Here is a 25900-nt window from a genome sequence, read left to right as displayed (position 1 = left end):
CCTCCCGGGCCGCCACGGGTTTACCCGGTTCATGCCCCGGTCGGGCTGAGCTGCCGGGCCGGCACCCGGACGCCGACCCGGGTCCGGGTCGCCACCAGCTGGCTGTCCTGCGGGTAGGCGTGCCAGGTGCGCCAGTGCACCTGTCCCTCGTGCCGGTGCGCGAGCAGCGCGGTGAAGGCGTGCGGGCTGCCGGGGAAGACGCCCGCCAGCCCGTGCGGGTGGTCGGCGACCAGGGCCAGCAGTTCCTGGGCCCGGCCCGCGAAGGAGCCCGGCGTGAGCAGCTCCACGCGGGCGGCGAACTCGTACTCCCAGTCGCCCACCCGCTTGGCCACGCCCAGGGGGAGCGGAGTGCTGCTGCCCGGGATGCACGCGACCGTCTCCGAGCAGCTGCCCCGCTCCTCCTCCAGCAGGACTTGGTGGGAGGCGCCGAGGAGCCTCAACTGCAGCTTGGCCCCCGTCAGCTCGATGTCGAGGCTGGCCAGCGCGGGCAGCGGTTCGCGCCCGAGGGCCCAGGCCAGGTCGGCGGCGCGGGTGTCGGTGTAGGCGGTGTTCAGGGTCGTGAGCATGGATCGGCTCCGCAAGCACACAAGGAGAGGAAGGTGTGGGCCTGCGCCCCCGGTCACTGTCGGGGAGGCGGCCCGGTCAGCCCAGTCGGCCGGTCAGGAGGGGGGTCAACAGGTCGTCCGGGGGGCTGTGTTGACGAGTGAGAGGCAATCATGAACTGCGGCGGCACCACAGCGTTTTTACCCAACTTCGTGGCGTTTCCATCCCTCGGGGGGTATACAGCTCACCTGTTCAACCACAGCGCGCGCCCGGTCCGGTCGGCGTGCGCCGGTGTGCGGGAGCGCCCGCCGGGTGTGATTCCCGGCGGGCGCTCTCGGTGGGGACGCGGGGCCCTGGCCCAGGTGCGGGCCCCTCGGAACGGATGCCGTTCCCCCGGCAGGAGCTCAGCTGCCCCGTGTCAGCTGCCTCCACCGCATCCGCCGCCCCCTCCCCCGCAGGACGACCCGCCTCCGCAGGACGAGCCGCCACCGCAGGACGAACTGCTTCCGCAGGACGAGCTGCTCCCGCAAGAGTGGCCTCCGTGGTGCCCGCCCGAGGACGAGCCGCTGTCTCCCCCGGCCCACCAGCTGTTGTTGCTGCTGCGGTAGCTTCCGCGCGACGACCGCGAGCCCCGGCTGCGCGCCCGCCCGGCGCCGGAGCGGCCCCGAGCGCCGAAGACGATCAGAGCGACGACCACTATCAGGATGATGCCGAAGACCATGGCGTCACCCTCCTTCCGATTCCCCCGGGCTCTCCCGCCCGGAAGTTCCCCCGAAGCAACCCCCCGTCGGGCGCCCCGCTTTCCGTGAAGCTCGTTGCGTGAACGGGGGATCCCCTCACCCGCCACGCGCCAAAGCAGAGTTGAGGAACTCCAGAGCTTCGGCGCAGGATGGCCGCCATGACCTCCAGCGCACGCCCCTTCCTCAACCGCCGGCTCGCCGAGTTCGGGACCACGGTCTTCGCCGAGATGTCCGCCCTGGCGGCGAAGACCGGGGCGATCAACCTGGGCCAGGGCTTCCCCGACACCGACGGCCCCGAGGAGATCCGGGAGGCGGCCGTACGGGCCCTGCGCGACGGGCGCGGCAACCAGTACCCGCCGGGCCCGGGCGTCCCGGAGCTGCGGTCCGCCGTCGCCGCCCACCAGCAGCGGCGGTACGGCCTGTCCTACGACCCGGACACCGAGGTCCTGGTCACCGCCGGCGCCACCGAGGCCATCGCCGCCTCACTGCTGGCCCTGCTGGAACCCGGCGACGAGGTGATCGCGCTGGAGCCGTACTACGACTCGTACGCGGCCTGCATCGCCATGGCGGGCGGCACGCGGGTGCCGGTGACCCTGCGCCCGCACGAGGGCACGTTCCGCCTCGACCTGGACGAGCTGCGCGACGCGGTCACCGACCGCACCCGCCTGCTGCTGCTCAACACCCCGCACAACCCGACGGGCACCGTCCTGACCCGCGCGGAACTCGCGGCGGTCGCCGAGCTGGCCGTGGAGCGGGACCTGCTGGTGGTGACGGACGAGGTCTACGAGCACCTGGTCTTCGACACGGCCGAACACGTCCCCCTGGCGTCCTTCCCCGGGATGCGCGAGCGCACGGTCACCATCGGGTCGGCCGGCAAGACGTTCTCGTTCACCGGCTGGAAGGTCGGCTGGATCACCGCCCCGCCCGCCCTGGTCACCGCGGTCCGCTCGGCCAAGCAGTACCTGACGTACGTGGCGTCCGGCCCCTTCCAGTACGCCGTCGCGGAGGCCCTCGCGCTGCCCGACTCCCACTTCGCGGCCTTCCGCGCGGACATGCAGGCCAAGCGGGACGTCCTCGCGGCCGGCCTCGCGGAGGCGGGCTTCGGCGTCTACCGCCCCGCCGGGACGTACTTCGTCACCACCGACATCCGTCCCCTCGGCGAGAGCGACGGCTTCGCCTTCTGCCGCGACCTGCCGGAACGCGCGGGTGTCGTCGCCATCCCCAACGCCGTCTTCTACGACCACCGGGAGTCCGGCGCCCCCTTCGTCCGGTTCGCGTTCTGCAAGCGGACGTCGGTGCTGGAGGAGGCCGTGCGGAGGCTGAAGACGCTCGGGGGCTGAACGACGAGAGCCCGGCCCCGGCACGCGACGCCGTACGGCGGTCGGTGCCCGGCCGGGCTCCCCGGTACGCGGGGGCGGACTACTCGCCGCCCTCGTCCTCGGGCTTCTCCGCCTCGTTGACCTCCTGCTCCAGGCCGAGCTGCTCCACCAGCCAGCGGTCGAACTCGATGGCGGCGCGCACCCAGCTGACCGTCGAGGAGACGAAGTGCTCCAGGCTGACGCCCATGCCGATCAGCATCTGCGCCTCGCCGATCAGGCGGACGGTGCCGTCGTCGTGGGTGTGGGAGTACACCTTGGGCCACAGGGTGCGCCGGTTCCAGTCGTCGAGCGACTCCAGCAGCTGCGGCTTGACGTCGATCTGGTGGGGGCGGTCGTAGAACGTCCGCACCGAGAAGATCTGCTGGTCGCCCTCGCCACGGAACATGAAGTACGTACGGAACTGCTCCCACGGCGCCGCGAGGTCACCCTCGTCGTCGACGACATACTTGAGCTCCATCTGTTCGAGGAGCTGCTTCACGAGGTCCTGATCCGGGACGACGGGGCCCGCCGGTCCTTGGGGCTGCGGCTCGGGCTGGCCCCCGAAGTTCGGAATCGAGGACGGGTCGATGCTCACCGTGTTTTTCCCTTCGTACGGATCACACCATCCTCCCCCATGCGGGGAGGGGCGTGGCAAGCCCGCCGGGGCCCTGTCAGCCCTGGGCTGACACGATCCGGCCGGTCGGGTGGACCCCGGCGGACGGCGGCCGGGGCGCGTACGGCGGGAGCCTGCCGGGCATCCGTCGCGGCGCCGCCCTCCGCTCCTCCGCCCGGGTGTCCAGGACCGGCTCCCGCACACCTGTCCGGCGCCGGTGCGGTGCACGGCGGTCACGGCGACGCACGGCGGCCCGCCACCCCACGGAAGTGGGTGACGGGCCGCGCCGGGATCGCCGGGACTACAGCGTCTTGCCGCTCGCCGGGCCCACGATGAGGTCGTCGCCGAAGCGGTCCACGCGGACCGTGTCGCCGTCCTTGATCTCGCCGGAGAGGATCTCCCGGGCGAGCCGGTCGCCGATCGCGGTCTGGACGAGGCGGCGCAGGGGGCGGGCGCCGTAGGCCGGGTCCATGCCCTCGACGGCCAGCCAGGCCAGGGCCTCGTCGGTGACGTCCAGGGTGAGGCGACGCTCGGCGAGCCGCCGGGCGAGCGCCTCGATCTGGAGCCGCGCGATCCGGCTCAGCTCGTCCTTGCTCAGGGCCGAGAAGACCACGAGGTCGTCGAGCCGGTTGAGGAACTCCGGCTTGAACGACGCCCGGACCACCTCCAGGACCTGCTCCTTCTTCTCGGCCTCCCCGATCAGCGGGTCGACCAGGTACTGGCTGCCCAGGTTGGAGGTCAGCACGAGGATGGTGTTGCGGAAGTCGACGGTGCGGCCCTGCCCGTCGGTGAGGCGCCCGTCGTCCAGCACCTGGAGGAGGATGTCGAAGACCTCCGGGTGCGCCTTCTCCACCTCGTCCAGCAGCACGACGGTGTACGGCCGCCGGCGCACGGCCTCGGTGAGCTGGCCGCCCTCCTCGTACCCGACGTATCCGGGCGGGGCGCCGACCAGCCGGGCGACGCTGTGCTTCTCGCTGTACTCCGACATGTCGATGCGGACCATGGCCCGCTCGTCGTCGAAGAGGAAGTCGGCGAGCGCCTTGGCCAGCTCGGTCTTGCCGACACCGGTCGGACCGAGGAAGAGGAACGATCCGGTCGGGCGGTCCGGGTCGGAGATCCCGGCCCTGCTCCGCCGCACGGCGTCGGACACGGCCCGCACGGCCTCGGTCTGCCCGATCAGCCGCTTGCCGAGCTCGTCCTCCATCCGCAGCAGCTTCTGCGTCTCGCCCTCCAGCAGGCGCCCGGCGGGGATGCCGGTCCAGGAGGCGACGACGTCGGCGATGTCGTCGGCGCCGACCTCCTCCTTGACCATGGTGTCCTTGGCGCCCCCGCCGGAGGCGGAAGATGTCAGCGCTTCCTCGGCCTCGGAGGCGGCCTCCAGGTCGCGCTCCAGGGTCGGGATCTCGCCGTAGAGGAGCTTGGAGGCGGTGTCGAAGTCGCCGTCGCGCTGGGCGCGTTCGGCCTGCCCGCGCAGTTCGTCGAGCTTCTCCTTCAGCTCGCCGACGCGGTTGAGGGACTGCTTCTCCTTCTCCCACCGGGCGGTGAGGCCGCGCAGCTCCTCCTCCTTGTCGGCGAGGTCGCGGCGCAGCCGCTCCAGCCGTTCCAGCGAGGCGGCGTCGGTCTCCTTGCCGATCGCCAGCTCCTCCATCTTCAGCCGGTCGACGGCACGCTGGAGCTCGTCGATCTCGACGGGAGACGAGTCGATCTCCATGCGCAGCCGGGACGCGGCCTCGTCGACGAGGTCGATGGCCTTGTCGGGCAGGAAGCGGGAGGTGATGTACCGGTCGGAGAGGGTGGCGGCCGCCACCAGCGCGCTGTCGGCGATCTGCACCTTGTGGTGGGCCTCGTAGCGGCCCTTGAGCCCGCGCAGGATGGCGATGGAGTCCTCGACGGTCGGCTCGGCGACCAGCACCTGCTGGAAGCGCCGCTCCAGGGCGGGGTCCTTCTCGATCCGCTCCCGGTACTCGTCCAGCGTGGTCGCGCCGACCATGCGCAGCTCACCGCGCGCGAGCATGGGCTTGAGCATGTTCCCGGCGTCCATGGCGGAGTCGCCGCCGGCACCGGCCCCCACGACGGTGTGCAGCTCGTCGATGAAGGTGATGACCTGGCCCTCGGAGTCCCTGATCTCGGCGAGGACGGTCTTCAGCCGTTCCTCGAACTCGCCGCGGTACTTGGCCCCGGCGACCATCGCGCCCAGGTCCAGCGAGACCAGCCGCTTGCCCTTCAGCGACTCGGGCACGTCCCCCTTGACGATCCGCTGGGCGAGCCCCTCGACGACGGCGGTCTTGCCGACGCCGGGCTCACCGATGAGGACGGGGTTGTTCTTGGTGCGGCGGGACAGCACCTGCACGACCCGCCGGATCTCCTGGTCCCGCCCGATGACCGGGTCGAGCCTGCCCTCGCGGGCGGCGGCGGTGAGGTCGGTGCCGAACTTCTCCAGCGCCTTGTACTGGCCCTCGGGGTCCGCGGTGGTCACGCGGCGCCCTCCCCTCGCCTTGCGGAAGGCCTCCTGCAGCTTCTTCGCACTGGCGCCCTGCCCCTCCAGTACCTCACCGGCCGCGCCGCCCTTCGCGGCGATGCCGAGGAGCAGGTGCTCGGTGGAGAGGTACTCGTCCCCGAGCTCCTTGGCGCGTGCCTGGGCGTCGGCGACCACGGCGAGCATCTCACGGTTGGGCTGCGGCGGCGCGACCGTGGACCCGGTGACGCTGGGCAGCCCGGCGAGGATGCGCTCGGCGCCGGACCGCACGGCCGCGAGGTCGGCCTCGACGGCGGCGAGCAGGTCGGTGATGTTCTCGTTGTCCTGCCCCTGGAGCATAGCCAGGAGCAGGTGGGCGGGGGTGAGGTCGGGGTGTCCCTCGGTCACGGCCCGGTTGCTGGCCGCGTTGATCGCGTCCCGGCTCCGGTTGGTCAGCTCGGCGTCCACGTTCTGGATTCCCTCCTTGCGGTGCTGACTCGGTCAACGTGCACAAAGTTGAGTCTATTCCACTCAAGGGAGAAACGGCGGCGGGGTCGCGGCACCAGCCCGCCTCGCCCGGCCGGATCATGCCGATACCCGGACAAAACCCCCGCATACGACAGCGGCGTCACCGTGTTCAGGTCACGGTGACGCCGCTGCCGGGGGGAAGCACCTGAGCGATCTGTTACGACGGGGGAATCGCGTCAGGCACTGCGGGGGGTGGCCGAGATGGTCCTCACTTCGGAGACCTCCGGCTGAGCGAGCCGGTGGTCCCTCTGGTCCAGGTTCACAAAGATCATTCCGTATCGGACGGCACACCGCACGGGCTGCGGCGCCCCCCGAGGCCGTCGCAGACAGCGGTACGCCCGCACGTCTCCGTCCTCGTCCAGCGTGACGACGACCGGCTCACCGAAGACGGTCACCATCAGCGAATCGCCGGCGTGCGGGATCGCGGTGACCAGGTCGATGAAGTGCCAGCCGGAGCGGTAGGCGGTGGCCATCTCACGACGGAAGGAGCGGTCGTCGGGTGGAGTCGTCATATCAAGACCACACACTGTCGTCCGTGAGAGCTTCTCCGTCCGCGCCGGCAGGTGCGGCGGTCTGCGCCGCCAGTGACCAGACGCTGTCCGCCCGCACGTCGCCCTTCGCCGCGGAGAGGCCACTCAGAGTCCCGAAGGCCATAACGGCGGAGAAGGCGGCGACAAGCACCGAGCGAAGCATTCTCTTAGACATAGTCGGCTTCGTCCTCACTTGAAGGTCCCCTCTTCCCCCGTCGGATAAGACGATGGCTCATATAGGCACGTCATGGCCACACAATCGGTGCATCATGTTCCTGCACGTTCAGGACCCTGGGGGGTGGAGATTTGACAACAAATCAGGCCAAAGCGACACATCCCCATGCAGTTACCGAACTGTGCGAGGAGGGGGCCCGCCTCTACGCGAACGCCCTGCGCACCGGACGTATCGCCCGCGGCGAGGCGGATCCCGTCCCCTGCCTGCGGGAGTTCGCGCTGCTGCACCCCGACCCGGACGACGCCGCATGGCTCCTTCCGGTGCCGCCGGCGGTCGCCCTCGCGCGGCGGCTGAATCCCATCGAGCACGAGATCTCCGAGCGCAGGCGCACCTCGATCGAGCTGGCCGCGGCCTTCGAGCCCTTCATGGCCCTCAGCGCGCAGGGGGCGGCACCGACCCACTCGATCACCGTGCTGGAAGGGCTCGACCGCATCAACGCGGCCCTCGACCTGGCCACGGACCAGTGCCTGATCGAGATGCTCACGGTCCAGCCGAGCGCCCGGCACCCCGAGCGCAGGCTCATCGAGGGACTGGAACGCGACAGGACCCTGATCGAGCGCGGGGTGCGCATCCGCACCCTCTACCAGCACACGGCGCGCTACAGCCCCGAGCGGCTGGCCTACGTGGACCAGTTCCCGAACGGCAAGGCCGAGTACCGCACCATCGACGAACTCGTCGAGCGGCTCATCATCTGCGACGAGGCCGTGGCGTTCATCCCCATCCGCGACGACCGGCAGGTCGCCCTGGAGATTCGCCACCCGGGCCTGGTCCGCTACCTGATCAAGGTCTTCGAGTTCATCTGGAGCCGGGCCGTGCCGCTCACCGCCGGCGCCCCCTACGAGACCGCGGCCGACGGCATCACCGACATCCAGCACTCCATAGCCAAGCTCCTGGTCGAGGGCCACGTCGACGAGGCCATCGCCCGCCGCCTGGGCATGAACGTCCGCACCTGCCGCGCGCACATCGCCAAACTGGCGTCCGTCCTCGGAAGCGGCAGCCGCGCGCAGCTCGGCTACCTCATCGCCCAGTCGGGGATCCTGGAGCAGGGCGACCAGAACGTCACCGACGGGGGCGGCGCGTGACGCAGGAGGCGGGCGGGCACACGGCGGACCACGGGCCGCACCCGGAGCACGGTCCGGAGGACCTCTGCGCCGCGGGGACGGCCCTGTACACCCAGGCACTGCGCGAGGGCCGGGTGCCCGCCCGGGAAGCCGCCGCGACCCCCTGTCTGGCCGCCTACGGGCTGCTGCAGCCCTCCGTCGGCGACCTCGGCTGGCTGGAGCCGGTCGCCCCGGCCGTCGCCCTGCACCGGATGCTGGACGAGTCGGCACAGCGCGTCGCGGAGGAGCGGAGACGGGAAGCCCGGCTGTCCGCGACGTTCGAACCGCTCATGCGGGTGGACGGCCGGCGCACGGCCGGGGCCGACGCGGGAGCGGTACGCGTCCTCTGCGGGATCCCGCAGATCAACCAGGCCATCAGCGACGCCATGGCGGACGCGGCGAAGGAACTGCTGTGCGTCCAGCCCAGCGCCCACTACGGCGACCGGCGCGGGCAACTGGCCCAGGACCTGTCACTGCTGCGCGACCAGGAGATGCTCGACCGCGGCGGACGGATCCGCACCCTCTACCAGCACACGCAGCGCCACCTGCCGATGGTCCGGGCCCGCTACGAGCAGTTGCGCGGTGACGCCGAGGCGCGCTCCCTGGACGAGGTGACCGACCGTCTCATCGTCGTCGACCGGCGGATCGCCTTCATCCCCGCCGACGACGAGGCCACGCTGGCGCTGGAGGTCCGCCACCCCGCACTCGTCACGTACTTCGTGACCACCTTCGAGCGCCTCTGGCGGCTCGCCACACCCATGCACCCGGAGGCGGCCCAGCGCCCGTCGCTGAACGGCGTCACGCCCCGCCAGCGCACCATCGCCTCCCTCCTCACCGAAGGCCACACCGACGCCGACATCGCCGACCGCCTCGGCATGAACGTCCGCACCGCCCGCGTCCACATCGCCAAACTCGCCGCCACCCTCGGCAGCGAGAGCCGGGCTCAGCTCGGGTACCTCATCGGACAGTCGGGGATTCTCGACCAGGAACGCTGACGGACGGCGAGCCGTCCAGGCCGGCCTGGGCGATGCGCACCCCCAGCTGGGTCCGGCTGGCCGCGCCCAGGGTCTCCGACAGGCGGGCGATGTGCGCCCGGCACGTCCGCACGCTGATGCCCAGCCGCTCCGCGACCACCGCGTCCTGGTGGCCCTCCGCCAGCAGCGCCGCGATGGACCGCTCGCGGTGCGAGACGCCCTCGAAGCCGGTGTCCGGCAGCGGCACCGTCAGCGGGATCGCCAGCCGCCACAGACGCTCGAAGACCGTCACCAGGTAGGCCACCAGCCCGGGGTGACGCAGCTCCAGGGCCATCGTGCGGTCGCTGTTGGCGGGGATGAAGGCCACCGTCCGGTCGAACAGGATGAGGCGGTCGACCACCTCGTCGAGGCTGCGGGCCTCCACCGTGTCGCCCATCAGCTCCAGGTAGTTGAGCAGGCCCTGCCCGTGCCGGGCCACGTGCGTGTACAGGTCCCGCATCCGCACCCCGCGCCCGCGCAGCGCCAGCGCCCGGTGCAGCCCCTCCGACAGCTCGGCCTCACGCCGGATGCCGCCGGGCTGGACGGTGAGCACCTCGGTCGTGCACGCCTCCGTCGCCTCGTCCATCGCGGCCTGGATGCGGGCCAGGCCGTCCAGCACCCGGATCGCCGTGCCCTCCGTGGCCGCCGACGCCTGGATGCGTCGGCCGAGGCCCGCGTACCGCTCGAAGGCCTCCACCGCCGAACCCACCCGGCGCTGGCTGGCCCTGACCTCGTCGTACACCCCGCGCAGCAGCCGTGTCATGACCTCCTGCGGGGAGGTCGGCACGAGCCACTCCATGTCGTCCGGGTCCGGGTGCAGCAGGGCCAGCTCCAGCAGGCAGGGCACCGGCTCCGCGTCCCGGCGCGGCACCCGGCCGCGCCGTACGGCCCGGGAGTACACGCGATCCCCGGCGGCGCACAGCCGGTCGGCGCCGTGCGGATGCTCCTGAGCCCCGTGCCCGGCCATCGCCCATCCCACCCCCGGTTCCGGCTCTTTCCGCAGCGCAACTATGCGCGGCCGGGACCTGGTCCGCAACACGGCTCCGCGCCGGTCGACGGCCGGAAGTCACCGGTTCGCACCGCAATGCCCGGGCAGTCGGCGGCGGTTACTTCAGCCCGATCTCCGCGCAGTCCGCCGCGTACTTCGCCGTGCAGATGTCGGAGACCTTGTAGAAGCCGTCCGCCACGACGGTGTCCTCGATGTTGGCCTTCGTCAGGGCGACGACCGGCACCAGCTGCGCCGGAATGCCCTGGTTGCTGGGGCTGTCGACCTTGTCCCGGGTGAGCGCGTCGAACTGGATGTCCCTGCCCTGGACGCGCGCCACGACCATCTCCGCGGCGTTCTCGGCCTGCTGCGGGTAGGACTTGTAGACGCTCATGTACTGCTCGCCGGCGACGATCCGCTGGACCGCCGCCAGTTCCGCGTCCTGGCCGGTGATCGGTGGCAGGTCGGTGACGCCCGCGGCCTCCAGGGCCTTGATGATGCCGCCCGCCATGCCGTCGTTGGCGGAGTACACGCCGTCGATGTTGTCCTTGCCGACCGACTGGATCGCCTCGGCCATGTTCGCCTCGGCGTTCACCGGCTTCCAGTCCTTGGTGTCGAAGGACTGGGCGATCTTCACCTTGCCGTTCAGCTCGGACATCGCGCCGGTCTTGAACTGCTTGGCGTTCGGGTCGGTGGAGGAGCCGTTCATCATGACGATCTGGGCCGTGTCGTCCCGGTCGCCGAGCGCCTCGACGAGGGAGCGTCCCTGGACCTCGCCGACCAGCTCGTTGTCGAAGGAGATGTAGGCGTCGATCGGGCCTTCGGACAGCCGGTCGTAGGCGATGACCGGGATGCCGGCGTCCTTGGCCTGCTGCACGCTCGACGCGATGGTGTGCGAGTTCACCGCGTCCAGGACGATGGCGTCGACCTTGTCGTCGATCATCTTGCGCATCTGCGCGGCCTGCTTGGTCTCGTCCGCCCCGGCGTTGGCGTACTCGACCTTGCCCTGGTCACGGGTCAGGGAGGCGATCTTCTTCTCGAAGTACGGGTGGTCGAACTGCTCGTAGCGCGTGTTCTCCGTCTCCGGAAGCAGCAGGCCCACCGTGATGTCGTTGCCCTTGGACGGGCTCACGTCGTCACTGCTCCCCGAAGCGCCCAGCACACCGCAGCCGGCCAGCGAAACGGTCATCGTGGACGCTGCCACGGATATGGCGATACGACGGATGCAGGAGCTCACTTCTGGTGCCTTCCGGACGCGGGGGCCGCATTGCAACCCAGGTGACTGAAAAGCCAACGCGCCGACGCCCCCCACCGTCAAGCGGAACCACTTAACGAGATGACAACACCACGCTCCGCAGCCGACGTGGAGACGGAGCGGAATCGCCTCCCGACTCCCTTTACACGCCGTCCACGTGACGGGCACGCGAAGGGGCCCGGAGGTTCGGGCGAACCTCCGGGCCCCTTCGGGGGTATGGTCACGCGCCGTCAGTCCGGCGCCTGCTGCTGCCGCTTGGGCCGCCACACCACCAGCGCGCTGGTCTGCTGGACCTCCTGGTACGGCACCAGGTCCCGGCGGTACGAGGCGTGCACCGCCGCCTCCCGCTGGCGCATCGCCGTCGCCGCGCCGTCCAGCGCGTCGGACAGCTCCGCTATGCGGGACTGGAGCGCGGCGACCTGGTTCTCCAGTTCGATGATGCGCTTGATTCCGGCCAGGTTGATGCCCTCGTCCTGCGACAACTGCTGCACCTGGCGGAGCAGTTCGATGTCGCGGGCCGAGTAGCGCCGGCCGCGCCCGGCCGTGCGGTCGGGGGAGACCAGGCCGAGGCGGTCGTACTGGCGCAGGGTCTGCGGGTGCAGGCCGGACAGCTGGGCCGCCACCGAGATGACGTAGACCGGGGTGTCCTCGGTCAGTTCATACGGATTGCGTCGACGACCGTCCATTCCGTCAAGCTCCCTTCGCGGCCTGGAACAGCTCCGCCCGCGGATCCTCCTCCGCGGTCGCCTCGCGATACGCCTCGAGCGCGTCACGAGCCTTCCCCGTCAGGTCCTTGGGGACACTCACCTCGACGGTGACCAGGAGGTCGCCGCGGGTGCCGTCCTTGCGCACCGCGCCCTTGCCGCGGGCGCGCATGGTGCGGCCGTTGGGTGTGCCCGCCGGCAGCTTCAGCGTGACGGGGGGGCCGCCCAGGGTCGGGACGCGGACCTCGCCGCCGAGTGCCGCCTCGGCGTAGGTGACCGGGACGGTGACGGTGAGGTTGTCGCCCTTGCGGCCGAAGACGGGGTGGTCCTTGACGTGCACCACCACGTACAGGTCGCCCGCCGGGCCGCCCCGCTCGCCCGGTGCGCCCTTGCCGCGCAGCCGGATGCGCTGCCCGTCGGACACCCCGGCCGGGATGCGGACCTGCATGGTCCGCGAGGACTTGGCGCGGCCGGAGCCCTTGCAGACCTCGCAGGGGTTCTCCGCGATCAGGCCGCGGCCCTTGCAGTCCGGGCAGGGGTCGGTCAGGGAGAAGCCGCCGCCGGAGCCCCGGGCGACCTGCCCGGTGCCGACGCAGGTCGGGCACACGCGCGGTGTGCCGTTCTTGTCGCCGGTGCCCGAACAGGCCTTGCAGGGCTGCTGGCTGGACATGCGCAGCGGGACCGTCGAACCCTCGATGGCCTCCGTGAAGCTGAGGGTGACCTCGGACTCGACGTCCTGGCCGCGCCGCGGCTGGGTCCGCGTGCCGGTGCCCGGACCGGCACCGCCGGTGCGGTTGAACAGGCCCCCGAAGACGTCGCCGAGACCGCCGCCGAAGCCGCCGGCCCCGCCGCCGCCCTGGGCGCCGCCGCCGAAGAGGTCGCCCAGGTCGAAGTTGAAGGTGCCGCCGCCCGCGCCCGGCCCCGGGCGGAAGCCGCCGTTGCCGAAGAGCGCGCGGGCCTCGTCGTACTCCTTGCGCTTCTTGGCGTCACCGAGGACGTCGTTCGCCTCGGAGATCTCCTTGAAGCGCTCTTCCGCCTTGGTGTTGCCCTTGTTGGCGTCCGGGTGGAACTCGCGGGCGAGCTTCCGGTACGCCTTCTTGATCTCGGCCTCGGTGGCGTCCTTGGGGACGCCGAGGACCTTGTAGTAGTCCTTCTCGATGAAGTCCTTGGTGCTCATCCCCGACGTCCCTCCTCTCCTGCGTACGCGTACGTCGTGACGTCAGCCCTCCTCCGGGCCACCGTTCTCCTTGTCGTCGGCCGCCTCGGCCGGCTCCTCGGCCTTGACGGTCTGCGCACCCGGCTGCGGCTCGGCCACCGCCACCCGCGCGGGGCGGATGGTGCGCTCGCCGATCCGGTACCCCGGCTGCAGAATCGCCACGCAGGTCGTCTCGGTGACGTCCGGCGCGTACGAGTGCATCAGGGCCTCGTGGATCGTCGGGTCGAAGGGCTCGCCCTCCTTGCCGAACTGCTGGAGGCCCATCTTGGCCACGGTGGTCTCCAGCGACTCCGCGACGGACTTGAATCCGCCGACGAGTTCGCCGTGTTCCCGGGCGCGGCCGACGTCGTCGAGCACGGGGAGCAGCTCGGACAGGAGGTTCGCGATGGCGACCTCCTTGACCGCGACGCGGTCCCGCTCGACCCGACGGCGGTAGTTCTGGTACTCGGCCTGGAGCCGCTGGAGGTCCGCCGTGCGCTCGCCGAGCGCCGTGCGTGCCTGGTCCAGCTGGGCCACCAGGCCCGCGTTGTCACTCGCGTCCCCGGCCGGGGCCGCCTCCTCCTCGGAGGCGGCCTTCGGTTCGGCGGCGTCAGGCGTGGCGCCAGAGGGGACGTCGGGCTTCTCGTCGAAGCCCGGGGTCTCCTCGGTCACGCCGCACCGTCCTTGCGCTCGTCGTCCACGATCTCGGCGTCGACGACGTCGTCGTCGGCGCCGCTCTTGTCACCGGCACCCGCACCGGCGCCCGGGGCCTCGCCGCCGGCGGCCTGCGCGCCCTGGGCGTCGGCGTACATGGCCTGGCCCAGCTTCTGCGAGACGGCGGCGACCTTCTCCGTGGCGGTGCGGATCTCGGCGGAGTCCTCGCCCTTGAGCTTCTCCTTCAGCTCGGCGACGGCCTCCTCGACCTCCGTCTTGATCTCGCCCGGGACCTTGTCCTCGTTGTCCTTGAGGAACTTCTCGGTCTGGTAGACGAGCTGCTCGCCCTGGTTGCGGGACTCGGCGGCCTCGCGGCGGCGGTGGTCCTCCTCCGCGTACTGCTCGGCCTCCTGGCGCATGCGGTCGACCTCGTCCTTCGGCAGCGAGGAGCCGCCGGTGACGGTCATCTTCTGCTCCTTGCCCGTGCCCAGGTCCTTCGCGGTCACGTGCATGATGCCGTTGGCGTCGATGTCGAAGGCGACCTCGATCTGCGGGACGCCGCGGGGCGCCGGCGGCAGACCGGTCAGCTCGAACATCCCGAGCTTCTTGTTGTACGCCGCGATCTCGCGCTCGCCCTGGTAGACCTGGATCTGCACGGACGGCTGGTTGTCCTCGGCGGTGGTGAAGATCTCCGAACGCTTCGTCGGGATCGTCGTGTTCCGCTCGATGAGCTTGGTCATGATGCCGCCCTTGGTCTCGATGCCGAGGGACAGCGGGGTGACGTCGAGGAGCAGGACGTCCTTGACCTCGCCCTTGAGGACACCGGCCTGCAGGGCGGCGCCGATGGCGACGACCTCGTCCGGGTTGACGCCCTTGTTGGCGTCCTTGCCGCCGGTCAGCTCCTTGACCAGGTCGGCGACGGCGGGCATACGGGTGGAGCCACCGACGAGGACGACGTGGTCGATCTCGGACAGCTGGATGCCGGCGTCCTTGATGACGTTGTGGAACGGCGTCTTGCAGCGCTCCAGCAGGTCGGCGGTCAGCTGCTGGAACTGGGCGCGGGTGAGCTTCTCGTCCAGGTGCAGCGGGCCCTCGGCGGACGCCGTGATGTAGGGCAGGTTGATCGAGGTCTCGGTGGACGAGGACAGCTCGATCTTGGCCTTCTCGGCGGCCTCGCGGAGGCGCTGGAGGGCCATCTTGTCCTTGGACAGGTCCACGCCGTGGCCGGACTGGAACTGCTTGACCAGGTAGTCGACGACGCGCTGGTCCCAGTCGTCACCACCGAGGTGGTTGTCACCGTTGGTGGCCTTCACCTCGACGACGCCGTCACCGATCTCCAGCAGCGAGACGTCGAAGGTGCCGCCGCCGAGGTCGAAGACGAGGATGATCTGCTCGTCCTTGTCGAGGCCGTACGCGAGGGCGGCGGCCGTCGGCTCGTTGACGATGCGCAGGACGTTCAGGCCCGCGATCTCGCCGGCCTCCTTGGTGGCCTGGCGCTCGGCGTCGTTGAAGTACGCCGGGACGGTGATGACCGCGTCGGTCACCTTCTCGCCCAGGTAGGACTCGGCGTCCCGCTTCAGCTTCTGCAGCACGAAGGCGCTGATCTGCTGCGGGTTGAAGTCCTTGCCGTCCAGGTTGATCTTCCAGTCGGTGCCCATGTGGCGCTTGACCGACCGGATGGTCCTGTCGACGTTCGTGACCGCCTGGCGCTTGGCGACCTCGCCGACGAGCACCTCACCGTTCTTGGCGAAGGCGACGACGGACGGCGTGGTCCTGGCGCCCTCGGCGTTGGTGATGACGGTGGGCTCGCCGCCCTCCAGAACGCTGACGACGGAGTTAGTCGTGCCCAGGTCGATGCCGACCGCACGTGCCATGGTGATTTCCTCCAGCTGACTTGAGTGGAACAGGCTCAAGTGTGCATGACGCCCACCGCTGGGTCAACAGACGTGAGTCGAGCAGACTCAACTCTTATCCGTTCCTTACACGCAATGGCGCGCTGACCTGCGCTTCTTCCGGACCGGCGGCCTGCCGGACCGGGAAATCCGCCCGCCGCGAGGACGACCGAGGCAGCGGCCGGGGGGTCGCGCGGACCCCCGTGGCGGGACGTGAGGACGGCACCCGGCGGGTCCCTCGGACGGCGGTGTCCGGGCCCGGCCGCCGCGGCTCGTACACCCGTACCCGCAGCAGCCCCAGCACCACGGCGGCCGTGACGCCCGCCACCCACAGCACGGCCGTCCCCCCGACCCGGCCGACGTGCACGAGCACCCCCACGACCACCCCGCAGAACGCGCCCGCACCGAGCAGCACGACCACGCCGTGGGGTGTGAGCCCCAGCCTGCGCAGCCTGTGGGCGAGGTGGTCCGGCCCGCCGCGCAGCGGGGGCCGCCCGGCCAGCCGGCGCGACAGCAGGACGAGCACGGCGTCCGCGCTCGCCAGGGCGGTCAGCGCGAACAGCACCCCCGCGCCCGCACCGGGCGCCTGCCCCGCCCGGGTGAACACCGCCGACCCGGCGAGCAGGAAGCCGGCGAAGAGCGAACCGGAGGCCCCGAGCGCGATCCGGGCGGGGTGCCAGTTGTGCAGCAGGAACCCGGCCAGCGCGGCGGCCAGCGCGCTCAGCAGCACCGCGAGGCCGTCCATCAGCTCCGCCGCCGCACAGACGCCGACGCCGAAGGCGGTCACGACCCCCACGGCGCCGGCCAGCCCGTCGGCGTGGTCCAGCCCCCGGAACGCCGTGGCGACCAGCGCGATCCAGGCCACCGCCAGCCCCCCGGCCAGCGGACCGGTCCCGTCGTACGGCACCACGCACGCCGCCGCGACGGCCGTGCCGGCCAGCAGCCACCGTCGCCGCAGCCGCCAGAGGTCGGCGGCGAGGCCCAGCGCCCCGACGGCGCAGCCGGCGACGAGCAGCCGCACCACACCCGTGCCGAGCGGCACGACGCCCGCCCACTGACAGGCGCCCGCGACCAGGCAGGTGACGAGGACGACGGCGACGCCGCCGAGCAGGGGCACCGGCCGCGCGCGGCGCCGGTCGACCAGACCCAGACGCAGGGCGGCCACCCTGAGCAGCGCGGCGAGGAGGGCGGCGAGCAGCAGGGACGCGGTGGCGGCAGTGATCCCGTAGAGCACGGACATAAACTAAGCCGAATATCACGATGTGCGACGAATGTCCTGTCCAGTACGGCGTGGCGGCGACGGGGCGACGGTCCCCGGGCGGTCAGGGTTGCCTCAGCGACGCAGATCACCGCGGCTCTGACTACAGTGCGACTGGAGATACGGGTAGTCTCAGACGGACTGCATAAGTTACCGCTTAGTAATGTCGGGGTAGGTGAAGAACCCCGCCCCACCCCTCGCAGGCCCGAGGAGCCCCCAAATGCAACTCGCCGCGATCGTCGTGTCGCTGGTTCTGATGGCGGTCGGCGTGGCCCTGTTCGCCCGCGCCGTCCTCCAGATCGTCAACTACATGCGGCTCGGCCAGAGCGTGCCCGCGGGCACCCGCACCGACGCACCCGGACAGCGCACCGTCACCGTGGTCAGGGAGTTCCTCGGCCACACCCGGATGAACCGCTGGGGCGTCGTCGGCGTCGCGCACTGGTTCGTGGCGGTGGGCTTCTTCTCGCTGCTGCTGACGATCGTCAACGCCATCGGGCAGCTGTTCCAGGCCGACTGGCTCCTCCCGGTCATCGGCGACTGGGCGCCGTACAACGTCTTCGTCGAGTTCATCGGCACGATGACGGTGCTCGGCATCCTGGCCCTGATCGTCATCCGGCAGCTGAGCCACCCGAGGAAGCCGGGCCGCAAGTCCCGCTTCGCGGGCTCCAACTTCGGCCAGGCGTACTTCGTCGAGGCCGTCATCCTCATCGTCGGCGTCTGCATCTTCATGCTGCACGCGCTCGAGGGCGCCCAGCACCACGTGGCCGGCTACGAGGCCTCGTTCTTCATCTCCTACCCGGTCGTGGACGCGCTGGAGGGCCTGGATGTCTCCACGCTCCAGAACCTCACCTACTTCTTCGCCGGCCTGAAGATCGCGACCTCCTTCATCTGGATGATCACGGTCGCCCTGAAGACCGACATGGGCGTGGCCTGGCACCGCTTCCTCGCCTTCCCCAACATCTGGTTCAAGCGCGACGCCAAGGGCGGCACCGCCCTCGGCCCGCTGCTGCCGATGACGTCGGGCGGCAAGCCGATCGACTTCACCGACCCCGGCGACGACGACGTCTTCGGCGTCTCCCAGGTCGAGCAGTTCTCCTGGAAGGGCCTGCTGGACTTCTCCACCTGCACCGAGTGCGGGCGCTGCCAGTCGCAGTGCCCCGCCTGGAACACCGGCAAGCCGCTCTCGCCCAAGCTCCTGATCATGTCCCTGCGCGACCACGCGCACGCCAAGGCCCCCTACCTGCTGGCCGGCGGCGGCAAGACCATGGAGGGCGACGAGAAGGCCACCGAGGAGCAGCTCAAGGACGTCCCCGCCGCGGCCCTCGCCGAGGCCGAGCGCCCGCTGATCGGCACCGCCGAGGAGAACGGCGTCATCGACCCGGACGTCCTGTGGTCCTGCACCACCTGCGGCGCCTGCGTCGAGCAGTGCCCCGTCGACATCGAGCACGTCGACCACATCGTCGACATGCGCCGCTACCAGGTCATGATCGAGTCCGCGTTCCCGTCCGAGGCGGGCACGATGCTCAAGAACCTGGAGAAGAAGGGCAACCCCTGGGGCCTGGCGAAGAAGCAGCGCCTGGAGTGGACCAAGGAGGTCGACTTCGAGGTCCCCGTCGTCGGCAAGGACATCGAGGACCTCACCGAGGTCGAGTACCTGTACTGGGTCGGCTGCGCCGGCGCCCTCGAGGACCGCGCCAAGAAGACCACCAAGGCCTTCGCGGAACTGCTGCACATGGCGGGCGTCAAGTTCGCCATCATGGGCGGCGACGAGAAGTGCACCGGTGACTCCGCCCGCCGCCTCGGCAACGAGCCCCTCTTCCAGGAGCTCGGCATGGAGAACGTCATGTCCCTCAACGCCGCCTTCGGCGAGGAGATGGACGAGGACGGCAAGGTCGTGCCCGAGTCGGCGAAGCCGAAGTCGGCGAAGAAGATCGTCGCCACCTGCCCGCACTGCCTCAACACCCTCGGCAACGAGTACCCGCAGCTCGGCGGCGACTACGAGGTCATCCACCACACCCAGTTGCTCCAGCACCTCGTCGACGAGGGCAAGCTGATCCCGGTCACCCCGGTCGAGGGCATCATCACCTACCACGACCCGTGCTACCTGGGCCGGCACAACAAGATCTACACGCCCCCGCGCGAGATCATCGCCGCCGTCCCCGGCGTCCGCAACGAGGAGATGCACCGCCACAAGGAGCGCGGCTTCTGCTGCGGCGCCGGCGGCGCGCGGATGTGGATGGAGGAGCGGATCGGCAAGCGCATCAACAACGAGCGCGTCGACGAGGCCCTCTCCGTCAACCCGGACATCGTCTCCACCGCCTGCCCGTTCTGCCTCGTCATGCTGACCGACTCGGTCAACGGCAAGAAGAACGACGGCAAGGCCAAGGAGTCGATCCAGGTCGTCGACGTCGCCCAGCTCCTGCTGGAGTCCGTCAAGACCCCGGCCGACCCGGCCGGCGAGGCCGAGCAGGAGACCGAGCCGACGCCCGAGCCGGTGAAGTAGCCCCACGGCCGCCACAGACCGGCCGACGCCCCCGGATCCGCCAGGACCCGGGGGCGTCGCCGTTCCCGGACTGTCGCCGCCACTCGAACACGTGCATCATGACCGGGGCGTTGTTCGGTGACGTGTGATGCGGACGAGGTGACGGTGCACATACGAAGAAGCACGCGGCGGGCCACCGGAGGCGCGGCCGCCCTCGGCTCCCTGCTGCTGCTCGTCGCCTGCGGCCACGGCCCGTCGCACACCACGGGCGCCGACGGACCCACGTCCACCGGACCGGCCCCCCGCGCCGCCCAGGCCCCGCCCCTGCTGCCCGTCCCGCACGGCAGGGGCAGCACCACCCCCGACGACTTCAATGGCGACGGCCACCGCGACCTCGTCCTGAACGACCTCGTCAAGGCCGAGAGCCACGCCGACGACGCCGGCATCGGCATCGTCTACGGCTCGCCCCACGGACTCGTCCCGGGCGCCCGCCAACTGCTCTCCCCGGCCACCCACGCCGCCCGCGTGCAGGGCCGGCTGCCGGCCGTCTTCGAGGCGGAGGCCGGCTGCGACCTCGACGACGACGGCTTCACCGACCTCGTCGTCACCACCGACCCGCCCTACGACGGCCAGGGCCGCCCCCCGGTCCCCCTCCAGCTCCTCTTCGGCTCCCCGGACGGCCTCACCGGCCGCGCGGTCGTCCTGACCGTCCCCGACCGCGCCCGGCTCGGCAACGACTGGCCCGACCGGCCCGTCTGCGGCGACTTCGACGGCGACGGCGCCCAGGACCTCGTCCTCCACGCCTCGGCCGGCCACCTCAGCTACCTGCGCGGCCCCTTCACCCGCCAGGGCGCCCCGCACGCGGCCGGCGCCCCGCTCCCCTCACCGGGCGAGGCCCCCGCGGGCCCCGCGGCCGACGTCGACCGCGACGGCTCCGACGACCTCGTCGTCCGCGCCTCGGCGGGCACCGGCGCCGCCGCCGTCGTCCTCGGCGGCCCGGCCGGCCCCACCCGCACCGGCACCACCCTGCCCCCCGGCGTCGACGTGGCCCTCGGCGCCTTCGGCAGGGGCGCCTCCCTGGACGCGGCCGTGGGCGCCACGACCGGCACGGCCTTGCGCTACGACCTCCCCACCGGCGCCCGCAGCACCCTGGACGTCCCCGGCACGATCCTCGACGCCGCCGACTTCGACGGCGACGGCCTCAGCGAGCTGGTCACCAGCGGCACCCGCGTACGCGTCCTGCCGGGCCGCGAGACGGGCTCCACCACCCGGGGCGCGGTCACCGTGACGCCCGCCGCCCGGGGCACCGCACGGGTCCTGGCCGTCGGCGACTTCGACGGCGACCGCCGCGCGGACCTGGTGGTGCGCACGTACGAGGGGGACACCGCGGACTCCGTCGAGGTCCACCGAGGCGCGGCGGAGGGACTGGTGACGGGGCGGGCCTCGGTCACGTTCTCGACGTCGCAGTTCCTGAGCCCATGAGGGCCCTGCGGCGACGCCCCCGGCCGTGCGGAGGCAGCCCTCGGGGTCGCCTCGGGGGCCTCCCTAGGGGATGTCACAGCTCGGCCGCAAAGGGCCCCCCGAAACCCCGGCCCCCGCACGTCACTCTCCGGGACCAGGTACGTTCGAAGGCGTGGCTGGATTCAGGATCGGACGCGGCCGGGACAACGGCGCTCCTCACGCGCGACCGCAACACCCTCCGTACGGGCAGCAGCAGACGCCGCAGGGACCGTCGTACGGCGCTCCCGCGGCGCCGGGGCAGCCGTACCCGCAGCAGCCGTACGGGCCCGGCGGCCCCGGCGGCGGGCAGTGGCCGGGGCCCCACAGCGGCCACGGCGGACACGGGGAGCCGGAGTACTTCGGCGACGGCGGCCACCCGCAGGGCGGCCCGCACCACCCGCACGGCGGACAGCCCCCGTACGACCCGTACGCGGCCAACAACCCGGGCCACACCCAGGCGTTCGCGATCGGCGAGGACCCCTACACCCAGGGCGAGACCTACCGCGCCGGCTCGGCGGCACCGCCCCCCGGACCCGTCGGCCCGCGCCTGCACTGGAAGGCCCTGCTGAAGGGCATCGTCACCGCCCCCAGCCAGACCTTCCTGCAGATGCGGGACTACACGATGTGGGGCCCCGCCCTCGTCGTGACCTTCCTCTACGGCCTGCTGGCCGTCTTCGGCTTCGACGGCGCCCGCCAGGACGCCATCAACGCCACCCTGTCGAACGCGGTCCCGATCGTCCTGACCACGGCCGTCGCGATGGTGCTGAGCGCCTTCGTGCTGGGCGTCGTCACCCACACCCTGGCCCGCCAGCTCGGCGGCGACGGCGCCTGGCAGCCCACCGTCGGCCTGTCCATGCTGATCATGTCGATCACGGACGCGCCCCGGCTGGTCGTCGCGATGTTCGCCGGCGGCGACGCGCCCTTCGTGCAGATCCTGGGCTGGGCGACATGGGTCGCGGCCGGCGCCCTGCTCACCTCGATGGTCAGCCGCTCCCACGACCTGCCCTGGCCGAAGGCCCTCGGCGCGTCCGCGATCCAGCTGGTCGCGCTGCTGTCGATCGTCAAGCTGGGCACGTTCTGACATCCACCGCACGGAAAAGGGGCTCCCGGTACCGGGGGCCCCTTCTTCACACGTCCGACCGCCGAATCAGGCGTCGAGCACCTGCCCGTCCCGGCGCACGACGGGAGGCAGTACGGACGGTCTGACTTGACTCCATGACGGTAGTAACCTGAGCCTGCTTCGAAAGGCAGGGGAGGCCCGTTCTTGGCACGCAGGGTGGGGATCTACACCCGCATCTCGCGGGACGACGAGGGCGACGCTCTGGGCGTCGCCCGGCAGCAACGGGACTGCGAGCGCCTGGCGGACCTGCGGTCGTGGCATGCCGTGAAGGTCTACGAGGACAACGACGTGTCCGCGTTCAAGCGCAATGTCGTGCGCGACGAGTTCGAGCTGATGCTGAAGGACCTCCGTGCCGGCCTGATCGACGGCATCGTGGCCTACGACCTCGACCGGCTCGCCCGACAGCCGAGGGACCTGGAACGCCTCATCGAGATCTACGACGAGCGCCCGCGGCTGGAGTTCGCCACCATCACCAATGACATCAACATCGGGACACCGGACGGGCGCACCATGGCCCGCATCATGGTCGCCTTCGCCAACAAGTCCTCGCACGATGCATCACGCCGCATCAAGCGAAAGCACCTAGAGCTGGCCCAGCAGGGCAAGGACAGCGGCGGACCGGCGCCCTACGGATGGCGGAAGGACGACCGGACCAAGGTCGACCCGAAGGCGGCCCAGGCGATCCGCGAGGCACAGCAAGAGATCCTGGCCGGTGTCCGCATCGGCACCATCCGCACGAGATGGCAAGAACAAGGCTTGGGCAACCCCCGCGAAGGCACCAAGCGCATGGCCCACCACCACGTCGAGCACATCCTGACCAACCCCAGGTTGGTTGGCTACCGGACCTACCACGGCGAAATCCTCTACGGAGAGGACGGTCATCCGGTCATCGGCGAGTGGGAGCCGATCAACACGCTCGAAGAGTGGGAAGCCGTGCGCGCCGCGATCGCAGAGCGGAAGCAGAAGCGCCCCGGAACCTCGCTTGCCCGTAAGTACCTGCTGTCAGGGATCGCCCGCTGCGGACTGTGCAAGACCAAGATCCGAGGCCAGATCAACCAGCGCTGGACACCGGAATCAAAGGCCACCAGGTTCACATACCAGTGCTCTGTGGTGAACGGCGGCTGCGGCAAGGTCGGTCGCACCGGAGAGCCCGTCGACCGGCTGATAGCTCAACTCGTATTGGAGGAGCAGCGCGCGAGAGCGTCAGTGACGGGCGTACCGATCGACCAGCGATGGCCAAAGGAAGCCGAGTTGGAGCAGATCACCGAGGACATTGCCCAGCTGGTCGAGGCCGAGCGGACCAAGCAGATCACCGTGACCACACTCTTGCAGCTTCTGCCGGCGAAGGAGCGGGCGCGGGACGAGCTGAAGTTGGAGAGAGCCCGCTTCTACAAGGAGCAGAAGCAGGCGGAGGTGAAGGGCCAGACGACGAACCTGACGGTCGAGGAGTTCTTCGGACTACCGATCGAGCGCCAACAGGAGATCGTGCTGCACAGTCTCTCGGCTGTGCTCATTCACCCGGCCGGCCGGGGGCGTCGCAAGTTCGATCCCAGCTTGATCGAGCCGGTCTGGCACTGACGAGCAGACCCGCCGGCGACGGCCTGTTCGGTGATGTCCTCGACGTCACCGAAGGCCCGGATGGGGCGTACGTCGAGCTGCGTGCCCCAGGGCAGGGTTCGGGCGGGCTGGTCTCCGGACGGGGGGACGTCGACTTCCGCCCGCGCGGCGGCGGCATGAATGGCGTCGGTGAGCAGCTCGAGCGTGGCCCACGTCGGCGGGGGATCGTCGGGTCCGTCGAAGCGGATCACGGCGTGGAAGTGGACGGCGCCGCGTTTCTGGTACTCGGCGACCTTGCCGAAGGAGACCCGGGACCGCTCCTTCGCTTCCTTCTGCGTGAGTCCGGCCCGCTTGGCGATCTCGCGGCGCAGGTAGATCGTGAAGTAGCGCCACAGGTCTGAGGCGTGGTTGTTCCACAGGACCGCGCCCGCGTAGTCGTACGTCTCGGGGTCGAGCGGGGTACCCAGCTCGGGGGCGTCTTCGCCGTGGTGGGTGCCGCAGCGGCAGGGCCGGTTGTGGACCGGGCCGAACAAGAGGGCGGTGAGGGTGGCGAACACCCGCGGGTGGTCCCGGATCGTCTCCGGGGTGCCCTTGGCAGGGTCGCCGACGAGGCCGGCGCGGATCAGGTGGTAGGTGTCTCCGGCGTAGGTCCAGGCGCAGAACGGGCAGCGAGAGGCCCGGCGGTTGCCGCAGGCTAATGGAGGGGGCGCCGCCGCCGACTGCGGGCCGGTATGTGGCGTGCGCGGGAAGCTCCCATCCCGACCACCGTCGACCCAGGCAGAGCCGAGCAGACGCGGCCCAGGGCGTTCGGGCGTTCGTACAGTGGCGCGCTCCACCTGGACGCCCTGAACCACGCCCGCTCCACTGTGTGTGGGTCGACGGCGGACGGGATGGGAGCTGAGGTGAGCTCTGGTTGAGGACGTCACACGACCGTTACCAGGTGTAGCAGAAAATAAGCACTGGGTTACGCACGAAGTTCGGGGTGCCACAGCACGTTAGGGGCTCTGAGCTGGGTGAATGACTCAAGCTCTCTACTGGAAGGCTCGTCCACTCCCGCGGGAAACGGCTAGGGCTAGCTAGAGCTGGCTAGGCCGAGGCCGGTTATAGTGGCTGGGCAATCTGGGTTTGCAAACACAGTTGGCCAAGCTCGGTTGGATAGTCACCGTTAGCCCGGTGAACTTGGCAGCGCAAACCCACGTTGCCATCAGACCTCCAGCACGGAGGCCCGGCCCTGGGGGCAACCAGGACCGGGCTCGTGCATGGAGTTATCGAGGCGGGTCCGGCCGAGTATCAGACGGTCGGGCCCGTCTCGCTTGGCCCTGTCGTCCGGCTCCCGCTTCTCCCAGCGCTACCGCGCCAGCTGCTCCACACAGGTCGCGATCGCCGTCACAGTCGTGAGAATCGTGACCAAGATGTCCGCCTTCGAAGGCCTGCCGCTTCGGCCGCCCTCCGGCTTACCTTGATCCTTCTCCGACTCGTCTGGCTCTCGCTTCTCTGCCATGTCCCACTTCCCGTCCGGTGGTACCGAACCCCTGAGCATTCAGGGGCCCTCGGCCCTTAAGGCCGAAGCTCGGGATGGACCGGAAGTGGACGGCAGAAGCATATCGGTCGGCGCTGACAACCCGACGACTTGCTCGGGTACGGCACCGACCATGAAGCCCCCTAGAGCGCCTCCTTGTTCGGCTTGGCGGCCTCGCCCGACCTATGTACTGGAGGCAAGACGCTCCACGGGAAGTTGATCCAGTCGTCCGTGCGCTTCCACACGTACTCGCACTTGACGAGCGAGTGGGACTTCTCATAGATCACCGCGCTGCGCACCTCGGCGACCGTGTCGAGGCAGAAGTCCCGCACCAGCTTCAACGTCTTGCCGGTGTCGGCGACGTCGTCGGTGATGAGGACCTTCTTGTCGGAGAAGTCGATGACGTTGGGCACGGGCGCGAGCATGACCGGCATCTCGAGCGTGGTCCCGACCCCGGTGTAGAACTCGACGTTCACCAGGTGGATGTTCTTGCAGTCCAGCGCGTACGCCAGCCCGCCGGCCACGAAGACCCCGCCACGGGCGATGGAGAGCACTATGTCCGGCTCGTACCCGTCGTCGGCGACGGCCTGCGCCAGCTCGCGGACGGCGACGCCGAACTGCTCGTAGGTCAGGTTCTCCCGTACTTCACTCATGCGCGCGTCCT

19 protein-coding genes and 1 pseudogene are annotated in these 25900 nt (G+C 70.6%); 7 read left to right on the top strand and 13 right to left on the bottom strand.

Annotation, left to right across the window (positions count from 1 at the left end):
* Positions 1 to 29: 29 nt before the first annotated feature.
* Positions 30 to 566 (bottom strand): DUF2617 family protein, encoded by a 537-nt coding sequence (locus ACGF3H_RS12755; protein ID WP_362486576.1) that lies wholly within the window; start codon positions 564 to 566, stop codon positions 30 to 32.
* Positions 567 to 1432: 866 nt separating this feature from the next.
* On the opposite strand from ACGF3H_RS12755, the gene ACGF3H_RS12750 reads away from it, so the two are divergent.
* Positions 1433 to 2623, top strand: coding sequence for a pyridoxal phosphate-dependent aminotransferase (locus ACGF3H_RS12750; protein WP_362486574.1), 1191 nt, complete (start codon positions 1433 to 1435; stop codon positions 2621 to 2623).
* Positions 2624 to 2702: 79 nt separating this feature from the next.
* Here the strand turns inward: ACGF3H_RS12750 and ACGF3H_RS12745 are convergent, their stop codons facing one another.
* The 3 genes from ACGF3H_RS12745 to ACGF3H_RS12735 all read right to left on the bottom strand — a co-directional run bounded on the left by ACGF3H_RS12745 (position 2703) and on the right by ACGF3H_RS12735 (position 6749).
* Positions 2703 to 3236 (bottom strand): YbjN domain-containing protein, encoded by a 534-nt coding sequence (locus ACGF3H_RS12745; protein WP_189230029.1) that lies wholly within the window; start codon positions 3234 to 3236, stop codon positions 2703 to 2705.
* A gap of 319 nt (positions 3237 to 3555) precedes the next feature.
* Complete coding sequence (clpB, locus tag ACGF3H_RS12740) at positions 3556 to 6177, bottom strand: ATP-dependent chaperone ClpB (protein WP_362486571.1); 2622 nt, start codon at positions 6175 to 6177, stop codon at positions 3556 to 3558.
* A 236-nt stretch (positions 6178 to 6413) separates the two neighbouring features.
* Positions 6414 to 6749 (bottom strand): hypothetical protein, encoded by a 336-nt coding sequence (locus tag ACGF3H_RS12735; RefSeq protein ID WP_189230031.1) that lies wholly within the window; start codon positions 6747 to 6749, stop codon positions 6414 to 6416.
* Positions 6750 to 7073: 324 nt separating this feature from the next.
* Here ACGF3H_RS12735 and ACGF3H_RS12730 point away from each other — a divergent pair, with 324 nt between their 5' ends.
* Positions 7074 to 8084, top strand: coding sequence for a helix-turn-helix transcriptional regulator (locus ACGF3H_RS12730; protein ID WP_362486569.1), 1011 nt, complete (start codon positions 7074 to 7076; stop codon positions 8082 to 8084).
* Positions 8081 to 9097, top strand: a complete 1017-nt coding sequence (locus tag ACGF3H_RS12725) for a helix-turn-helix transcriptional regulator (protein ID WP_362486567.1) — start codon at positions 8081 to 8083, stop codon at positions 9095 to 9097. Before ACGF3H_RS12730 ends, ACGF3H_RS12725 begins: the two co-directional genes overlap by 4 nt.
* Here ACGF3H_RS12725 and ACGF3H_RS12720 read toward each other — a convergent pair.
* The 7 genes from ACGF3H_RS12720 to ACGF3H_RS12690 form a co-directional block, all read right to left on the bottom strand.
* Positions 9060 to 10082 carry a LuxR C-terminal-related transcriptional regulator gene (locus ACGF3H_RS12720; RefSeq protein ID WP_362486565.1) on the bottom strand — a complete coding sequence of 341 codons (1023 nt, stop codon included), beginning with the start codon at positions 10080 to 10082 and terminating at the stop codon, positions 9060 to 9062. The two genes, ACGF3H_RS12725 and ACGF3H_RS12720, sit on opposite strands and share 38 nt — an antisense overlap.
* A gap of 139 nt (positions 10083 to 10221) precedes the next feature.
* Positions 10222 to 11337, bottom strand: a complete 1116-nt coding sequence (locus ACGF3H_RS12715; protein WP_362486563.1) for a substrate-binding domain-containing protein — start codon at positions 11335 to 11337, stop codon at positions 10222 to 10224.
* A gap of 248 nt (positions 11338 to 11585) precedes the next feature.
* Complete coding sequence (locus ACGF3H_RS12710; RefSeq protein WP_362486561.1) at positions 11586 to 12041, bottom strand: heat shock protein transcriptional repressor HspR; 456 nt, start codon at positions 12039 to 12041, stop codon at positions 11586 to 11588.
* Positions 12042 to 12045: 4 nt separating this feature from the next.
* Positions 12046 to 13236 carry a molecular chaperone DnaJ gene (gene dnaJ, locus ACGF3H_RS12705; RefSeq protein ID WP_362486559.1) on the bottom strand — a complete coding sequence of 397 codons (1191 nt, stop codon included), beginning with the start codon at positions 13234 to 13236 and terminating at the stop codon, positions 12046 to 12048.
* Positions 13237 to 13278: 42 nt separating this feature from the next.
* Complete coding sequence (gene grpE, locus ACGF3H_RS12700) at positions 13279 to 13926, bottom strand: nucleotide exchange factor GrpE (protein ID WP_362486557.1); 648 nt, start codon at positions 13924 to 13926, stop codon at positions 13279 to 13281.
* Entirely contained in the window at positions 13923 to 15782 is a 1860-nt protein-coding gene (gene dnaK, locus ACGF3H_RS12695; RefSeq protein ID WP_362486555.1) for a molecular chaperone DnaK, read from the bottom strand. The genes grpE and dnaK overlap by 4 nt, the downstream gene beginning before the upstream one ends.
* A gap of 94 nt (positions 15783 to 15876) precedes the next feature.
* A complete protein-coding gene (locus ACGF3H_RS12690; RefSeq protein WP_362486654.1) occupies positions 15877 to 17034 on the bottom strand; it encodes an MraY family glycosyltransferase in 1158 nt (385 codons plus the stop codon).
* Between the two features lie 244 nt (positions 17035 to 17278).
* Between ACGF3H_RS12690 and ACGF3H_RS12685 the strand changes: the two genes are divergently transcribed.
* From ACGF3H_RS12685 to ACGF3H_RS12670, 4 genes are all read left to right on the top strand, one after another.
* Positions 17279 to 19561 carry a (Fe-S)-binding protein gene (locus ACGF3H_RS12685; RefSeq protein ID WP_362486554.1) on the top strand — a complete coding sequence of 761 codons (2283 nt, stop codon included), beginning with the start codon at positions 17279 to 17281 and terminating at the stop codon, positions 19559 to 19561.
* 144 nt (positions 19562 to 19705) lie between these two features.
* Positions 19706 to 21022, top strand: a complete 1317-nt coding sequence (locus ACGF3H_RS12680) for a VCBS repeat-containing protein (protein WP_362486552.1) — start codon at positions 19706 to 19708, stop codon at positions 21020 to 21022.
* Positions 21023 to 21092: 70 nt separating this feature from the next.
* Positions 21093 to 22121: a Yip1 family protein gene (locus ACGF3H_RS12675; protein WP_362486551.1), complete on the top strand. Its 1029-nt coding sequence runs from the start codon at positions 21093 to 21095 to the stop codon at positions 22119 to 22121.
* A gap of 195 nt (positions 22122 to 22316) precedes the next feature.
* Positions 22317 to 23738: a recombinase family protein gene (locus ACGF3H_RS12670; protein ID WP_362486549.1), complete on the top strand. Its 1422-nt coding sequence runs from the start codon at positions 22317 to 22319 to the stop codon at positions 23736 to 23738.
* Here ACGF3H_RS12670 and ACGF3H_RS12665 read toward each other — a convergent pair.
* Both ACGF3H_RS12665 and ACGF3H_RS12660 read right to left on the bottom strand, forming a co-directional pair.
* A pseudogene (locus ACGF3H_RS12665) lies at positions 23693 to 24415 on the bottom strand (replication initiator); the annotation flags it as partial. The gene ACGF3H_RS12670 and the pseudogene ACGF3H_RS12665 sit on opposite strands and share 46 nt — an antisense overlap.
* A gap of 964 nt (positions 24416 to 25379) precedes the next feature.
* Positions 25380 to 25889: a phosphoribosyltransferase gene (locus ACGF3H_RS12660; protein ID WP_362486547.1), complete on the bottom strand. Its 510-nt coding sequence runs from the start codon at positions 25887 to 25889 to the stop codon at positions 25380 to 25382.
* Positions 25890 to 25900: the final 11 nt, after the last annotated feature.

Source organism: Streptomyces sp. NPDC048185, assembly GCF_043202495.1.
In the GTDB taxonomy this organism is placed as follows: Bacteria; Actinomycetota; Actinomycetes; order Streptomycetales; family Streptomycetaceae; genus Streptomyces.
The sequence above is the reverse complement of the archived record's forward strand: the minus strand, read 5'-3'. Positions and strand labels throughout refer to the sequence as shown.

Coding starts and splice junctions, on each gene's coding strand:
- ACGF3H_RS12755 (WP_362486576.1), bottom strand. CDS start 566: ATGCTCACGACCCTGAACACCGCCTACACCGACACCCGCGCCGCCGAC.
- ACGF3H_RS12750 (WP_362486574.1), top strand. CDS start 1,433: ATGGCCGCCATGACCTCCAGCGCACGCCCCTTCCTCAACCGCCGGCTC.
- ACGF3H_RS12735 (WP_189230031.1), bottom strand. CDS start 6,749: ATGACGACTCCACCCGACGACCGCTCCTTCCGTCGTGAGATGGCCACC.
- ACGF3H_RS12720 (WP_362486565.1), bottom strand. CDS start 10,082: ATGGCCGGGCACGGGGCTCAGGAGCATCCGCACGGCGCCGACCGGCTG.
- ACGF3H_RS12710 (WP_362486561.1), bottom strand. CDS start 12,041: ATGGACGGTCGTCGACGCAATCCGTATGAACTGACCGAGGACACCCCG.
- dnaJ (WP_362486559.1), bottom strand. CDS start 13,236: ATGAGCACCAAGGACTTCATCGAGAAGGACTACTACAAGGTCCTCGGC.
- dnaK (WP_362486555.1), bottom strand. CDS start 15,782: ATGGCACGTGCGGTCGGCATCGACCTGGGCACGACTAACTCCGTCGTC.
- ACGF3H_RS12685 (WP_362486554.1), top strand. CDS start 17,279: ATGCAACTCGCCGCGATCGTCGTGTCGCTGGTTCTGATGGCGGTCGGC.
- ACGF3H_RS12675 (WP_362486551.1), top strand. CDS start 21,093: ATGTCACAGCTCGGCCGCAAAGGGCCCCCCGAAACCCCGGCCCCCGCA.
- ACGF3H_RS12660 (WP_362486547.1), bottom strand. CDS start 25,889: ATGAGTGAAGTACGGGAGAACCTGACCTACGAGCAGTTCGGCGTCGCC.